This is a genomic window from Acinetobacter sp. CS-2, from assembly GCF_016599715.1.
Lineage (GTDB): Bacteria > Pseudomonadota > Gammaproteobacteria > Pseudomonadales > Moraxellaceae > Acinetobacter.
In genome coordinates this window covers 1,413,616-1,429,147 of record NZ_CP067019.1, presented here as the reverse complement: position 1 = coordinate 1,429,147, position 15,532 = coordinate 1,413,616, and the positions used below count along the sequence as shown (strand labels likewise).

Annotated in this window: 16 protein-coding genes; 7 read left to right on the top strand and 9 right to left on the bottom strand. The window is 41.2% G+C overall.

Annotated features, from left to right (window positions below):
* Nucleotides 1-113 precede the first annotated feature (113 nt).
* From JFY49_RS07130 to JFY49_RS07120, 3 genes are all read right to left on the bottom strand, one after another.
* Nucleotides 114-575, bottom strand: coding sequence for an SRPBCC domain-containing protein (locus tag JFY49_RS07130; RefSeq protein ID WP_200224634.1), 462 nt, complete (start codon nucleotides 573-575; stop codon nucleotides 114-116).
* Nucleotides 576-694: 119 nt separating this feature from the next.
* On the bottom strand, nucleotides 695-1,606 hold the full coding sequence (locus tag JFY49_RS07125; RefSeq protein ID WP_200224633.1) for a bestrophin family protein: 912 nt from the start codon (nucleotides 1,604-1,606) through the stop codon (nucleotides 695-697).
* Nucleotides 1,607-1,736: 130 nt separating this feature from the next.
* Complete coding sequence (locus JFY49_RS07120) at nucleotides 1,737-3,458, bottom strand: glutamine--tRNA ligase/YqeY domain fusion protein (protein ID WP_200224631.1); 1,722 nt, start codon at nucleotides 3,456-3,458, stop codon at nucleotides 1,737-1,739.
* A gap of 166 nt (nucleotides 3,459-3,624) precedes the next feature.
* Here JFY49_RS07120 and JFY49_RS07115 point away from each other — a divergent pair, with 166 nt between their 5' ends.
* Together JFY49_RS07115 and JFY49_RS07110 are read left to right on the top strand one after the other, a co-directional pair.
* The gene (locus JFY49_RS07115; protein ID WP_166168257.1) at nucleotides 3,625-4,134 is read left to right on the top strand and encodes a peptidylprolyl isomerase; all 510 of its coding nucleotides are present in this window, start codon (nucleotides 3,625-3,627) and stop codon (nucleotides 4,132-4,134) included.
* Between the two features lie 118 nt (nucleotides 4,135-4,252).
* Complete coding sequence (locus tag JFY49_RS07110; protein ID WP_180044606.1) at nucleotides 4,253-4,972, top strand: UDP-2,3-diacylglucosamine diphosphatase; 720 nt, start codon at nucleotides 4,253-4,255, stop codon at nucleotides 4,970-4,972.
* A 261-nt stretch (nucleotides 4,973-5,233) separates the two neighbouring features.
* Here the strand turns inward: JFY49_RS07110 and hpaI are convergent, their stop codons facing one another.
* Complete coding sequence (gene hpaI / locus JFY49_RS07105; protein WP_166168252.1) at nucleotides 5,234-6,031, bottom strand: 4-hydroxy-2-oxoheptanedioate aldolase; 798 nt, start codon at nucleotides 6,029-6,031, stop codon at nucleotides 5,234-5,236.
* A gap of 251 nt (nucleotides 6,032-6,282) precedes the next feature.
* On the opposite strand from hpaI, the gene nfsB reads away from it, so the two are divergent.
* The gene (gene nfsB, locus JFY49_RS07100; RefSeq protein ID WP_200224630.1) at nucleotides 6,283-6,936 is read left to right on the top strand and encodes an oxygen-insensitive NAD(P)H nitroreductase; all 654 of its coding nucleotides are present in this window, start codon (nucleotides 6,283-6,285) and stop codon (nucleotides 6,934-6,936) included.
* A gap of 173 nt (nucleotides 6,937-7,109) precedes the next feature.
* Nucleotides 7,110-7,280 carry a hypothetical protein gene (locus JFY49_RS07095; RefSeq protein WP_227609565.1) on the top strand — a complete coding sequence of 57 codons (171 nt, stop codon included), beginning with the start codon at nucleotides 7,110-7,112 and terminating at the stop codon, nucleotides 7,278-7,280.
* Between the two features lie 233 nt (nucleotides 7,281-7,513).
* Here JFY49_RS07095 and JFY49_RS07090 read toward each other — a convergent pair whose 3' ends face one another.
* From JFY49_RS07090 to JFY49_RS07075, 4 genes are all read right to left on the bottom strand, one after another.
* Nucleotides 7,514-8,377 (bottom strand): DMT family transporter, encoded by an 864-nt coding sequence (locus tag JFY49_RS07090; RefSeq protein WP_200224628.1) that lies wholly within the window; start codon nucleotides 8,375-8,377, stop codon nucleotides 7,514-7,516.
* Nucleotides 8,378-8,474: 97 nt separating this feature from the next.
* Nucleotides 8,475-9,512 carry a class II fructose-bisphosphate aldolase gene (fba, locus tag JFY49_RS07085; RefSeq protein WP_200224627.1) on the bottom strand — a complete coding sequence of 346 codons (1,038 nt, stop codon included), beginning with the start codon at nucleotides 9,510-9,512 and terminating at the stop codon, nucleotides 8,475-8,477.
* A gap of 122 nt (nucleotides 9,513-9,634) precedes the next feature.
* Nucleotides 9,635-9,907: a hypothetical protein gene (locus JFY49_RS07080; RefSeq protein WP_200224625.1), complete on the bottom strand. Its 273-nt coding sequence runs from the start codon at nucleotides 9,905-9,907 to the stop codon at nucleotides 9,635-9,637.
* A 147-nt stretch (nucleotides 9,908-10,054) separates the two neighbouring features.
* Entirely contained in the window at nucleotides 10,055-11,242 is a 1,188-nt protein-coding gene (locus tag JFY49_RS07075) for a phosphoglycerate kinase (protein ID WP_200224624.1), read from the bottom strand.
* A gap of 141 nt (nucleotides 11,243-11,383) precedes the next feature.
* Between JFY49_RS07075 and JFY49_RS07070 the strand changes: the two genes are divergently transcribed.
* The 3 genes from JFY49_RS07070 to JFY49_RS07060 all read left to right on the top strand — a co-directional run bounded on the left by JFY49_RS07070 (nucleotide 11,384) and on the right by JFY49_RS07060 (nucleotide 13,778).
* The gene (locus JFY49_RS07070) at nucleotides 11,384-11,767 is read left to right on the top strand and encodes a DUF2237 family protein (RefSeq protein WP_086196374.1); all 384 of its coding nucleotides are present in this window, start codon (nucleotides 11,384-11,386) and stop codon (nucleotides 11,765-11,767) included.
* The gene (locus tag JFY49_RS07065) at nucleotides 11,767-12,360 is read left to right on the top strand and encodes a Maf family protein (RefSeq protein ID WP_180176802.1); all 594 of its coding nucleotides are present in this window, start codon (nucleotides 11,767-11,769) and stop codon (nucleotides 12,358-12,360) included. Before JFY49_RS07070 ends, JFY49_RS07065 begins: the two co-directional genes overlap by 1 nt.
* 248 nt (nucleotides 12,361-12,608) lie before the next feature.
* Nucleotides 12,609-13,778, top strand: coding sequence for a cupin domain-containing protein (locus JFY49_RS07060; RefSeq protein ID WP_200224623.1), 1,170 nt, complete (start codon nucleotides 12,609-12,611; stop codon nucleotides 13,776-13,778).
* Nucleotides 13,779-13,953: 175 nt separating this feature from the next.
* Here the strand turns inward: JFY49_RS07060 and JFY49_RS07055 are convergent, their stop codons facing one another.
* Complete coding sequence (locus tag JFY49_RS07055; RefSeq protein ID WP_227609563.1) at nucleotides 13,954-15,513, bottom strand: ATP-binding protein; 1,560 nt, start codon at nucleotides 15,511-15,513, stop codon at nucleotides 13,954-13,956.
* Nucleotides 15,514-15,532 lie beyond the last annotated feature (19 nt).

The window sequence follows — 15,532 nt, the reverse complement described above, 5'->3', positions numbered from 1 at the left end:
TTTCAAGTGGCCTCAACCAGAACAGGAGATGTTTTAGTGAGCTGCAGGATGACGCTTTTTCTATCTGCAAGTCCTAGGTTTACCTCCTGATCCATGACAGTTTATATTCAGGTTTAAATCACCCCCATTTCGACAAATGGCGGAAACTTGTCATTGACCAGATTTAACTGCGCTCCATATTCCAGATAAGCCTTACAGCCATCCAGCACAGTGGTGAAACCACCTGTTTGCTCAATCACAAAAGCAATTAAGTCTGAGCCTTGCAGAGAAATATCATAATTGCGAATGCGAAGATAAGTCTCTTGTTCTGTTAACTTCTCAAAAATGAAGTCTACTGTGCTCTTGGGTTCTCCCCAAGTAAACTGGATCAGTTCATTATGAATCAGCTGTTCGACATAAACACTGCGGGTCACTTCATATTTTTCCCAATACCAGTCTACCGTTCTGTTTTCTATCAAGTGTCCGGTAGATGAAGTAAACCAAAACTTGCTGGTGATTTCGGGGTCAATAAAGGCATTAAACACCTCTGCAACCGGTTTGCGAATTAACATCTGGGTTTCTATGACTACGCTCATTGAGGTCTTCCTTTTTATTCTTCTTCTCAGTGATAGCACACATCCGAAATTCATGGCTATCACTGAATTGTTAAAGACTTAAACGGTGGCGTGTAGAGGCAAAAATGATTTTTCTAAACTTAACTTAAATTACCTTTATAGCTTGAAAGTACTGGCGGAATTTCAGCCCCTAATGAACTTAACATTTCCCGTTCAATATTTCGCACAATCGAATTGAGGGGTAAATCATTTTCCTGAAGTCCAAATGGTTCTTCCAACTCTGCGCTGAGCGCATCTAAACCTAAAAATAAATAGGCAATTAATGCCACAATTACAGGTGTCCAAATACCGAAACTCGCTTCAATACTGAACGGCAAAATTAAACAGAATGAATAAACTGCCCGATGTAATAAAACTGAATAAGAAAATGGCAATGGCGTAGTCATAATACGATCACAGCCTGCATGAATATCACCCATGGCAACCGTATGTCGAGTCAAGGTGCTATAGATAATGTCGCTGATTTGACCTTGCTTATAAAACAGCACCAAATCTTTTTGTATGATCTCAAGTAAATACTGCGGCGCATTGATATGTTCAGCACATTGCTGCGATTGCCCATCGCTTAAATTGACAGCATTTCGGAAATGTTGAATATCTGTTGCTTGATGACGTAAGCGGTCGCGTAGCAGGTAACAAAATAACATAACCCGATACATCAAAATCTGACGTTGAGAGTCTTCCAGCACATGACTATCACGAATAATATGCCGTGTATTGGCAATCAGTGCGCCCCAAAGCTTGCGCCCTTCCCACCAGCGATCATAACAGGCCGTATTCCTAAAACTTAAGAAAATCGAAAGAATCACACCGAAGATGGTAAAGCCAATGGCAGGAACTTCTGGCATAGTCAAGAAATGTGCTGCACTTAAATACACCAACAGTGCCGATAAACTGACTACAACCGCTAGAGCTGGCATCACTTTAGGTAAAATTGTGCCATGCCATGCAAATAACAGCATAAAGCTATTATTTTTATCTCGAATAATCACAAATTTCCCCTCATGAAACCTAGTCGCTTCAATATTTATAAAATAGCTGTCATGAAAAAGCCCAACCGAAGTTGAGCTTGATCTAAACATTTTTGACTCAACAGTGAATCATCCTAGAGCATAAACAATGTTATTTTCCAGGCTTAAAGCTGTCTTTTAAGTCCAGAATACGGTTAAACACTGGTTTTTCTGCCGTGTGATCATATTGATCTGCAACGAAATAACCTTCACGTTCAAACTGGAAGCGGTCTTCAGGCTTCGCTTCAGCTAAAGCCGGTTCAATCACCGCTTGAACCACTTTGAGTGATTCAGGATTTAAGTTGGCAAGGAAGTCATCACCCACTTCCGGATCAGATTCAGTGAATAAACGGTCGTAGATACGCACTTCTGCAGGCACACCTTGGGTTGCAGATACCCAATGAATAACGCCTTTCACTTTACGACCTTCCGGATTTTTGCCTAAAGTTTCAGGGTCAATTGAACATTTCAGTTCAACCACTTCACCATTGGCATCTTTAATCACTTCATCACACTTGATCACATAAGCATGGCGTAAACGTACTTCGCCTTCTGGAATTAAGCGTTTAAAGCCTTTAGGCGGTACTTCTTCAAAGTCTTTACGGTCGATGTAAATTTCAGACGTTAATGGAATGATACGATCACCCATCTCAACGTTCGGATGACGTGCATGACTCAGGTTCATTGCTTCAGGTAGGTTGGTCAAAGTCACTTTCAATGGATTCAACACCGCCATGCCACGTGCAGCAGTATTTTCCAAAGACTGACGGATACAGTATTCCAGCATAGCAACATCGACAATACCGTCAGATTTGGACACACCCACGCGTTTACAGAAATCACGCAAACCTTCAGGCGTGAAACCACGGCGGCGCATCCCTACAACGGTTGGCATACGTGGATCATCCCACCCTTGTACAAAGCCACCTTCTACCAGTTTACGCAGTTTACGTTTAGAGGTAATGGTGTAATCGACATTTAGACGGCTTGATTCATACTGACGTGGAACAGCTGGAGATTTAACTTTCTCGACAACCCAGTCATAAAACGGACGGTGATCCTGGAATTCCAAAGTACATAAAGAGTGAGTCACACCTTCAATGGCATCAGATAATGGATGCGCATAGTCGTACATTGGATAGATTTTCCATTTATCGCCAGTCTGGTGATGAGCAGAATGCAGAATTCGATACAAGATTGGATCACGCATATGCACGTTTGGAGAAGCCATATCAATCTTGGCACGCAATACAGCCTGACCTTCACCCAGCTCGCCATTACGCATTTGTTCAAAACGCACCAGGTTTTCTTCTACAGTCGCGTCACGGAATGGAGAGTTTTTACCTGGTTCTACAAATGAACCACGGTTTAACTTGATTTCTTCAGGTGTTTGTAAATCTACATAAGCATCGCCCTGTTCAATCAGTTGTACTGCCCATGTGTACAGTTGATCAAAATAGCTAGATGCATAGCGAGGTTCACCGTTCCAGTTAAAACCGAGCCATTTTACGTCGTTGGCAATCCCATCCACATATTCTTGTTCTTCTGCGTCCGGATTGGTATCGTCAAAACGCAGGTTACATACGCCATCAAATTCTTGTGCAATACCAAAGTTCAAACAAATCGCTTTCACGTGACCAATGTGTAAATAACCATTCGGTTCTGGTGGAAAACGCGTGATCACTTGCTGTGTAAGGCCTGCTGCCAAATCGTCAGTAATGACCTGACGTACAAAGTCTAAGCCCGGCTGTTGTTCTTGCTGCGCAGCATCGACAGGTTGATTACTTGTTGTCGGGTTATTTGGCAGGGATGAAACAACATCATTCGGCTTCATAGTTGATAAATCACTTCTATAAGATAAAATAGGATAATTAAAACGCTTTTCTGGTTTTTTTAACAAAGAAAATAACGTTTTCGCTTGCCTTGTAGTTTACAGTTTGCTTATGCTTCTCTCAACCAAAAACCCATGGCTTTTTTGTCCATGATCAGGAGATTATAGAATGAGTTTTCCTCAAGTCGAATTAAACACCAATAAAGGACGTATTGTTCTTGAACTTAATTCAGAAAAAGCACCTAAAACTGTGGCTAACTTCCTGGAATATGTTCGTGATGGTTTTTATGATGGCGTAATTTTCCACCGTGTAATTGACGGTTTCATGATCCAGGGCGGTGGCATGGATGAAAATTTCAAAGAAAAAGCAACGCGTGATTCAATTGAAAACGAAGCAGACAACGGTTTAAGCAATGATGAAGGTACCATCGCAATGGCGCGTACCCAAGCTCCTCATTCAGCTTCTGCTCAGTTCTTCATTAACGTGAAAAACAACTCTTTCCTTAACCACACTGGTAAAACAGCTCAAGGTTGGGGTTATGCCGTATTTGGTAAAGTAGTTGAAGGTATGGATGTCGTTGCTGATATCAAAGGCGTTCGCACAGGTAACCGTGGCTACCACGCTGACGTTCCTCTAGAGAACGTTGTGATTGAATCTGCAAAAATCATTTCTGAATAAAGAACGTCCTCTCCGTCTTTAATGAGTTTTAAAGCAGTGCTTTAAAACGGGATAATGTTAAGGATATAGTTCCTCTATCCAATAGATGGACTTTGAGAGGAAGTATTAAGGAAAATACGTGACCTATCTGTTTATCTCTGATTTACATTTGTCACCTGAACACCCTCGACTCGTTCGGGGGTTTTTGGATTTATTAGACAGTTATAAAGATAAAAATACCCAGCTTTATATTTTGGGTGACTGGTTTAATGCTTGGATTGGTGATGACTATACAGCCCCCTGGCTAGATGACATTGTCCATGCCCTGCAAAAGTTTCATCATGCCGGCAATCAGATATATTTTCTGGCTGGCAACCGCGATTTTGCTTTAGGCAAAAAATTCTTAAAACAATTCAATGGCACATTGCTGTCCGAACCGGCCATTTTAAAAATATCCGACACCACATACCGTTTAGAACATGGTGATCTGCTCTGCACAGACGATGTGTCCTACCAAAAATTCCGCAAGATCATTCGTAATCCATTACTTTTAGGTTTTTTAAAACGCATGCCTTTAAGTTTTCGGCAACAACTGGCTAATGGTTTCCGTAAAAAAAGTGCTGAAACCAAACAGATGAAGTCTTATGACATCATGGATGTAAATCAGTTCGCGGTGAAAGTTGCCTTAGAACATATTGACGTACTGATTCATGGCCATACTCATCGTTCTGCAATACATGATATTCAGGGTAAGAAACGGATTGTGCTAGGTGACTGGCGCGAACATTCGGCACAGATTTTAGAGATCAATCCTGCACATAAAAATGTAAAATTAGAATTAAAGACTTGGGCTTATTAAATATAAATTTTCATAATTAACTTTTATAACTTGACTATGTCATTCACAATCTGTCGAGAACTAGGCTGTAATGTTTCTGCGATGAAAAAAATTTAGCTGACCAAAAATAAAACAGGCTTTGTGAATGACAAATGCCTTTGGTCTTACCAAGCAATGCTTTTCAAGGCAAAATAAAGCAGCACATAGAACTCCTGACCTCACAATTACAGCTGGTAGGAGTCCATCAGGTACAATTTAAAAGCTGATATAAAATATTAAAAATTAATACCCACCTTCAGATTTTATCACTTCCGCATCATTTTTATATTTGGCTAAAAGCTCGCGCAGTGAATTCATCAATACGCTGGTATCCACCCCTACCGCAACAAACTCGGTACCCAAATCAATATATTTTTGCGTTACTTCATGCACCGTTGATAAAATCCCCGCTGCTTTACCCGATGCCCGAATGCGTTGAATGGCATCAACAACCGCTTTTTGTACTTCCGGATGATTCGGATTACCCTGATATCCCATGGTCGCAGACAAATCTACAGCGCCAATAAATACACCGTCAATTCCCTCCACTTTTAAAATATCATCCAGATTTTCCAGCCCTGTCACAGATTCAATCTGAATCAGCAGACAAATATTTTCATGTGCTGTTGCATAATAATCCGGGATACTGTTCCAGCGTGTTGCACGGGCCAATGCGGCACCTACGCCACGAATTCCTTCTGGCGGATAACGTACCGCTTTCACCATCAGCTCAGCCTGCTCAACCGTTTCCACCATGGGAATCAATAAAGTTTGCGCCCCAATATCCAAAAGTTGCTTAATCAGCTGCACACTGCCAATAGGTGGACGAACCACAGCTTGTGATGGATACGCTGCGATACTTTGCAATTGAGAGAGTGTGGTTCTTAAATCGCTCGGTGCATGTTCCCCATCAATGAGTAACCAGTCATAGCCTGCATTGGCCGCAATTTCAGTGCCGTAAGCATCTGCCAGCCCCACCCATAACCCAATCTGCTGTTGGGTTTTTAATCGTCTTTTAAAATGGTTTGTATCATCTATCATTGTCTGACTCGGTCTACAGGCGATGTAATTATTCGATTAAACGTGATTTAACAAAAAGTACCAATATAGATTTCGTATTTCGTCATTGTATATTGCTATTAATTATACATTTTATTAAGTTTTTTACTTTTATTCACCATAAAAATTCACACGCTTGATGCCAAAATATAAGCTATCCCAGAATTCTTCCAAGCCATTTCAGCAAGGAATCAGGTAAAATCATTAAAAATTTAATAGTGGAAATGTCACTCATGGATTTATTAAACGTTTCAAAATCACGCTACACAACGAAAGCATATGATCCCAGTAAAAAAATTCATCAAGAGCAGTTTGAACGTTTATTAGAAATCCTGCGTCTCACGCCATCCTCCATCAATATTCAGCCCTGGCATTTTTTTATTGCCGATGATCAAGGCGCCAAAGAGCGTATCGCCAAAGCCTTGGTTGGGAAATATGCCTACAATGCACCTAAAGTTCTAGATTCTTCTCATACCATTCTGTTCTGTACCAAAGCGGATATTTCAGAACAGCACCTTGATACCCTGCTCAAGCAAGATGATCTTAGTGGCCGTTTTAAAGATGAAAAAGCCAAACAGGGCCAAAAAGACAGCCGTAGCGGTTATGTGGATTATTACCGTAATGAAAAAGGGGATATTCAGCGCTGGGCAGAAAATCAGACTTTTATTGCGCTCGGTCAAATGTTACTGGCCGCAGCTATTGAAGGAGTTGATGCCACCCCTATTGGCGGATTTGATGAACAGATTATTCGCAAGGAATTGGAATTAGATGAAAAAGGGTTAATTCCATCAGTGATTATGACGCTAGGTTTCCGCAGCGAAAATGATTTCAATGCTCAGTTACCCAAGTCACGCCTGAGTCGTGAAGAAATTTTCACCAAGCTGTGATTAAAAAAAATTACAATAAAAGGGGCGAATATGCCCCTTTCATGTCATTTCAGGACTTATTTTTGTAACAGGACTCAGGTATATTGGCAAAAAAATAAACGGTAGTCCCTACTATGCTTCCAGCTATCAAAATGCCGATAAAATTTGAATGTCGCTCTTGCCAAACGGTTTACATGCAGAAATATAGCGCAGATGCTATTTTGACGTCTTATCCTAAATGTCCACATTGTCAGCAACCCGGTCAACTTCAGGGCACGATTGAAATGCAGGATCTATTCAAACATCCTATTATTATGGCTAACTACTATTGGAAAGATACATTACAACGCTTTCAACGCTCATAATTGAGCAAATGTCCTTATACTATAAGGCTTGAACACTAAAAATACAGCGCATTTAAATGCGCTGTATTTTTAATTGCAATTCTTGCATTGCCAGCAATATTATCTTCAGCTTTATCAACAAGAAAATCATCACTATTCTGCCCGCCCTGTCTGCCATCAAAATGGCTTATTATTGGGTTTGGCAGAAAAGGAAGATTTTCTGCAACATCCTTTCATTTTTGTATCGAGCTATATCAGACAGACATTGCATAGGCTAAGCAAATAACACTGGCCAAACCTAAAGCAAGACCGCATGCAGTTGCAGGTTTTAATTTTTCTTTAAACAGAATTAAGCCACTTAAAGCTCCCAGCAGCACCACAAGAATGTTCATGCCTGCAAACACAATTGCAGGTGTGTCTTTTAATAATATGTGTGCCTTGACATACAGGGCTATATTGGCAAAATTTAAAACTCCCAGCCCCAATCCAGCCAGAATATTTCGACTACTGCCTGCTGTTTTCGTGGTCATGCCAATATAAGCCAACGACAAGATGAAGGCACAGATAAACATCAAGTTTAGTGCTACAGCAAACTGCACTCCCAAGCCAGTGGTGTACTTGAGCAATACATCAATCAGCGCATAGCCACACCAGACCAATGCCAGATAAAGCAAGCCTTGCTTTGAAAATGGCTGCCCTTGCGCTGCTGCTTGATGTGAAAATAAAATACTGAGTACGGCGGAAATCCCTAATCCGATTCCGATTATTTTTAAGGTATTAAACTGTTCCTGAAAAATAAAGAATGCTGCCAACAGAGACAAAACCACCGATAAACGCTGGGCAATTTCCGTTTTGATAATACCGGCATATTGCAGTGATTTCGCCAAGCACAGGAAAATACTCGGTAGTAATACACCCAGCGCCACAATCAGCCACCACGGCGTATCGATAACTGATATGTGCTGTAAATCGGGCTTAAACCATAAAAAACAGAGTACACTTGCAGAGGCATAGTTCCAGACAATCATCTGCAAGGCATCAAAACCATTAGCCTTGCATAATTTCAACAACATTGAGATGACGACACTACAGCATGCTGCAGCCAATATAAGTTCCATCTTTTGCCTTATTTTCCCTATTTATCATGCTTTAGGAATGAGATACAGAAAAGCCCACAATAGATGTGGGCTTTTGATTATAGATAATCTTTAACGATTATTTATAATGATTCACCATTTTCTCTAAAGAAATTGGACGAATCTTGTCTGCATGACCTGCAGTACCAAATGCTGTATAACGATCTACACAAATTTGTTTCATTGCAACAATAGTTTCTGCAAAGAATTTACGTGGATCGAATTCGCTTGGTTTTTCCGCCATCATGCGGCGCATTGCACCAGTCGATGCCAAACGCAAGTCCGTGTCGATATTGATTTTACGAACACCGTGTTTGATTGCTTCAACCAGTTGTTCAACAGGCACACCATAAGTTTCCTTGATGTCGCCGCCAAATTCATTGATTACAGCCAACCATTCTTGAGGTACAGAACTTGAACCGTGCATGACAAGATGGGTATTTGGTAATGCCGCATGAATTTCTTTAATACGGTCAATTGCCAGGATGTCGCCTGTAGGTGGACGCGTGAATTTGTATGCACCATGTGAAGTACCTACGGCAATCGCCAAGGCATCTACATCGGTATCAGCAACAAACGAACGTGCTTCTTCAACTGAAGTAAGCAGTTGAGAATGGTCAAGCACACCTTCTGCACCTACGCCATCTTCTTCACCCGCCATACCTGTTTCAAGGCTACCCAGGCAACCAATTTCACCTTCAACTGAAACGCCACAGGCATGTGCCATTTGAACAGTACGGCGAGTCACGTCTACGTTGTATTCATATGAAGTTGGTGTTTTACCATCTTCACCCAAAGAACCATCCATCATTACTGATGAGAAGCCCAACTGGATAGAACGCTGACATACGTCAGGGCTGGTACCGTGGTCTTGATGCATTACCACTGGAATGTGTGGCCATTCTTCAATTGCAGCTAAAATCAGGTGACGTAAGAATGGAGCACCTGCATATTTACGAGCACCGGCAGATGCCTGCACAATGACAGGTGAATTTGTTTCGTCTGCGGCCAACATAATTGCACGCATTTGTTCTAAGTTGTTTACATTGAACGCTGGTACGCCGTAGTTGTGTTCTGCAGCGTGATCCAAGAGCTGGCGCATCGAGATTAGAGCCATAATATCCTCCCAGGTGATGCGCCATATTCTACATGCTGAATCATTTCAATTCAGCAACAAAACACACTATTTCAAAAAAAATCCCTGCTTATGCAGGGACTTTTAAATAAAAAACTACAAACTTATTGAGCAGTTGCTATAGAGGCAGCATCATCGGTAGCGGCAGTCGCTTCATCTGCTGGTGCATTTGCCACTTCAGCAGGTACATCAGTATTTTTTTCATCCAGGACAGGCTTATCCAGTGCATCAATCGCTTTTTGCTGTTCTGGAGTCGTTTGCTCCTCTACTGCTGCTGAAGCGGCAGTTTCAGTTTTAGGTGCTTCATCTTTCTTGGCACAGGCAGTCAAAGCCAAAGGTAAAATCACAAGTGCTGCAAGTGTTAATTTCAGGTTCATCACATTTTCCTACGACAGGAGATTTAATGACCGGAATTTTATTGCAGATATATTGCATTTTTATGACCAAAAAATGAATCACTCAAATGAAAAAGCAATGAAAAAAGGCTGACCGAAGTCAACCTTTGATACTTTTAAAAGAATATATTAAGCACGTTCTAAAAGCACAGCAACCGCTGGAAGGGTTTTGCCCTCAACAAATTCAAGGAATGCACCACCACCAGTAGAGATATAACCGATCTTGTCTGCAACGTCGTATTTATCAATCGCAGCTAAAGTATCACCACCACCGGCAATAGAGAAACCATCAGATTCCGCAATTGCTAAAGAGAGTGCTTTAGTGCCTTCACCGAACTGATCTACTTCAAATACGCCAACAGGACCATTCCAGAGAATCGTTTTTGATGTTTTCAGGATTTCAGCAAATGCTTTCGCAGTTTCTGGACCCACATCCAAAATCATGTCGTTGTCTGCAACATCTTCAACTTTTTTCACTACAGCTTTAGCCGCAGCCAATGAACCGAGGAAATCATCAAAGTTAATTTCAGCAGCATCTGCAACCACAACGTCAGTTGGAAGCGGTACAGAAACTTTTGCTGCAATCGCTTTTGCAGTATCGATCAAGTCATTTTCGCACAGTGATTTACCAACATTAAAACCAGCCGCAGACAGGAAGGTATTGGCAATACCGCCACCTACGATAATTTGATCGCAAATATCTGAAAGTGAAGTGAGTACATCAAGCTTAGTTGATACTTTAGAACCCGCAACAATGGCAACCATTGGTTTTTCAGGGGTTTTAAGTGCACGACCCAAAGCATCCAGTTCTGCTGCAAGTAAAGGACCCGCAGCCGCTACTTTTGCAAAACGCGCCACGCCTTCAGTTGACGCTTCTGCACGGTGTGCAGTACCAAATGCATCCATCACAAATACGTCGCAAAGCGCAGCATATTTTTGTGCAAGTTCAGGGTTGTTTTTCTTTTCCCCAACATTGAAACGGCAGTTTTCAAGAAGTACCACTTGACCAGCTGCAACTTCAACACCATCTAAATAATCAGTGAAAAGTTTTACTTCCTGGCCCAAAGCTTCAGTTAAGTACGCTGCAACTGGCGCCAAAGATTGTTCAGGTTTTGGCTCACCTTCAACTGGACGACCAAGGTGTGAATAAACCATGACTGCTGCACCTTTTTCCAAAGCCGCTTTAATGGTTGGCAATGCTGCGCGTAAACGTGCATCACTGGTAATTACACCGTTTTTAACAGGAACGTTTAAATCTTCACGAATTAGTACACGCTTACCTGCCAAATCCAGGTCAGTCATACGCTGAAAGTTCATGTAGAGCTCACTTTATAGATATAAAAAACGCCCCGATTTTAAATGATTATGTAGAAAAAGGTTAGCATCTTTTGCAGAAAAGCTGTCGAAAGACAAAGTTTTGATTATCATAGTCAAAAGCCACCTCATGATTTAGAGCTTATGTCTATTCACCCAGATCCAAATATCAATCGTTTAAATGTTTTAGGCGAACCCTTGGCAAGCTGTTGCTACTCTCCTATTACCGGTTATTTTCGTAACGGCTTTTGTCATACGGCGACCACAGATCTAGGTCAGCATACGATGTGTGCACAAATGACCGCTGAGTTTCTGAATTTCTCGCAAAAAGTAGGTAATGACCTGATCACACCTCTTCCAGAAGTCGATTTCCCAGGTCTAGAACCGGGTGATTTCTGGTGCATTTGTGTGACCCGTTGGGTTGAAGCATATCAGGCTGGTATTGCTCCGCCTATTAAAATACAAGCTTGCCATCAAGCTGTGCTCTCATATGTTCCGCTTGATGTGCTCATGGAATATGCAGTGTAATGAATACTCCCAACATTATTTTGGCTTCAAGCAGTCAAACCCGTAAAGAGCTGATGAATCGTCTCCGTATCGACTATCAGAGCTTGGTACCAGATATCGATGAATCCCCACGGGGCGAAGACCATGCAGATGAACTGGCGAAACGGCTAGCTTTTGAAAAGGCCAACATTATTGCCGAACAATATCCCGATGCTATTGTGATTGGTTCCGATCAGGTGGCGTGGCGTGAAGGGGCACCCGATATTTTTATTGGCAAACCTTTGACTGTGGAAAAAGCCATCAAACAGTTACAGGCCAATTCGGACAAAATCGTTTATTTCAGTACCGCCCTCAGCGTACAGCAAAAATCGACGGGATTTGAACAGACTCTGGTTGAACATTATAAAGTGAAATTCCGCAAACTGGGTTTGGCCGAAATTGAACGTTATATTGAAGTCGATCAACCTTTAATGTGTGCAGGCAGTTTTAAGTGTGAAAGCCTCGGCATTAGTCTGTTTGAACAGATGACCGGGCAAGATCAAACCACTTTGATGGGTATGCCGATGATTCAACTTTGTCATATTCTGCGTCAGTTGAATGTGTTAGTGCCTTAGCTCAAATTCTGCTTAAGCCAATCCTTCCATGACTTGAATGGTTGGCTTATTTGAGGGTTCCGCCCCCTTTGTTCAAGTTTTTTCTGTCCATGATTCATGGCTAGCATTGCGCTATTATCAATTTCAAAACTTCCCACACTACTTCACTCCCATAATGCAGACTAAGGAATCTTCCCCAACTGATTTACAACTTGCTCTCACCTGCAACTCCATAGACAATAAGCATAAATTTATAGGTGCTTTATCTTATGTCCCAGCCTCTAGACGTGCTTGGCGGAATTACCGCCGAACAATTCCTTGCCGAATACTGGCAAAAAAAGCCATTACTGGTTCGTAACGCTCTCCCTGAAATTGCAGGTCTTTTAGAACCTCATGATGTTATGGAACTGGCGCTAGATGAAAATGTCACTGCTCGCTTAATCAAGCAAAAAGATAAAGACCCAAATCAATGGTCAGTGAAGTCTTCACCTTTGATTAAAGCAGACTTTCAGAAGATGCCTAAGCTTTGGACTCTACTGGTTCAGGCGGTAGACCATTATTCATTTGATCTGGCTGAACTATGGAAGAAATTTCCCTTCATTCCGCTGTGGCGTCGTGATGACATCATGGTGTCTTATGCGCCTAAAGGTGGCTCTGTTGGTAAGCACTTCGACTTTTATGATGTATTTTTGCTCCAAGGCTATGGTCATCGCCGCTGGCAATTGGGACAAATGTGTGATGCCAACACTGACTTCGTTGCAGGGCAACCTTTAAAATTACTGCCTGACATGGAAGTCAATTTTGATGAGGTGCTTGCTCCCGGTGATCTACTATATGTACCGCCTGGTTTATCACACTACGGCGTAGCGGAAGATGATTGCCTGACTTTCTCTTTCGGTTTCCGCATGCCGAACGTGGCAGAAATGATGGATCGCGTCAGTGACAAATTCGCAGACGATCAGTTGCTTAAAAATCCATTAAAAGACATTCTACGTGACAAAATCAGCCCGATTGGTCAAATTACCCAAAATGAGCTGGAGTATTTAAAAACTGAACTTTTGGCACAATTGCAAAATCCGGCTGTGCTTGAGGATGCCCTGATGAGCCTGATGTCAGAAGCGAAATATCCGGAAAATATTCCAGAGGCAGAAGCCATTGGTACAGGTGATCTGGAAGAAGCTTTGGATCAGGGCTATTCACTCATGCTCGAGCCGGCATCTCGCCTGCTTTATACTGAAGCTGAAGGTGAGTTGCTATTTTGGGCAAATGGTGAAGGCATTTGTATTTCCGAAGTTTTTGCCCCAATTTTAAAACAGTTGGCTGACGGCGGTTCGGTATTACTCGATGACAATTTATATGATCCAGATATTTTCGAAGACATTATGAATTTGCTCAATGAATCTATTCTGATGCTGTTGCCTGCAGAAGATGAAGAATAAATAAAGCTACAAAATGGGGAAAATAATATTTTCCCCATTTTTATATTTTAAAAAATTTATATTTATTTCTTCTCAAGATCAGCAGAAAAAATAATTCACTCATTTTAATTTCTTCCAATTTTATAAAATGATGAAATAGCAACCGACATTTAAAAAGCAAAAAAAATTTAATTGCTTATTTCAGCTGAACAATCGCCTGAATGATGGTGCAACCCGGTTCAGAAGATAATTTAAACTCGCCGCCCATACGCTCCAAACGCATTTTCATACTGCGCATGCCAATACTTAATCCCTGTTGCACTACACTATCTGCGTCAAAACCGACACCGTCATCTTCTATACTCAAAATAAACTGGTTTTCTCGAATATAGACCATGGCTATTTTTACCTGCTTGGCCTGACTATGTTTAATAATATTGGTCAGGCTTTCTTCCAATACCCGAATCAAGGTGAGACACTGCAAAGCACTCGGCACGGCTTGCCATTCCTGCGGAAAAATCCATTTAGAACGAATGTCCAGCTCATCCATAAGCTGACTAAAACGATGCCTAACGGGTGCCACCCACAGTATGGGATTGACTGGAATTTTATTATCCGCAGATGAACCACTATCGATAATTTGCCTAAGGTCATCTCTTAGTAATTTAAGCATCGATAAAAATTGCTTGTTGGAAATATCATGCATGCTTTGATCTACTAAAATCATCGAGCGAACCAATGATGCGCCCAAACCATCATGCAAATCATGAGATAAATTGATTCTTTCTTGCAGCTTGACATTTTTAAGCTCTAATTGATGTTTTTCATTCAAACTGGAGCTTAAATCATTACTGACCTGCTGAACTTTCATTTCTAGCTGGGCATTAAATGTTTCAATTTTTTTAACATTACGGGCCAATCTTGAACCTAATATAATCACCATAAAAAAGGTGATAATCGGTCCGGTATAGGGAGATAATGGTCGAACATCCTTTACAACCATCCCTCCCGATAATAATAAAAGGTCGAATATCATAAAAATGACAATAGCGCTTAGGCAAATGGCTAAAAAGATATAATCTGTTCTTTTAGATTGAATTGCGTAATAACAGGCATATAGATAACCAATAATAAACAGTCCAACATAAATTAAAAATATCAGCGCAAAAACCCAATAAGCAGACTGCTGCGGGATTAGAAAAACACCTGCAATAATCAGTCCCGTAATTCCCCAAACAACTGTCTCAACTTTAATAAAGCGCTTTTGGATAAACCTGAATGAATAAATACAGAAACTTACAACATAAAGAATAAAAAAAGCCAAATTGGCCTGTGCTGCAATTAGTGTATTTGGATAGGGAAATGTTTCTGTAGTCAACATATTGGAAATAAATAGCACCCATAACAAGGAACTTAAGGCAAACCATCCAAAAGTGCTTTCTTTTCGCCGCGATAGCCATATAACAGAACAGACCACTCCAAAGGTAAGGGATACAATAAGATTAATTTGAAATAAAGTCCGGCGATTCCATACCTGACTTTGATATGACTCATAATTGTTTTGTATATTATTAAAAGAAATTTGACCAATACCCGGAGACTGGTAAGCAAAGCCCTTCACATAAATTAAAATTTCATTTTTGCCGCTGTTTAATCCCGATATCGGTAAAATCCAGTAACGCGGCATATTCCAGCTTTTTGACAGCGGCTCCTGTAAATGCTTGTCTCTCCAGAGTAAATCGCCATTTAAAAACACTGCGCCAGCAGAATTAATA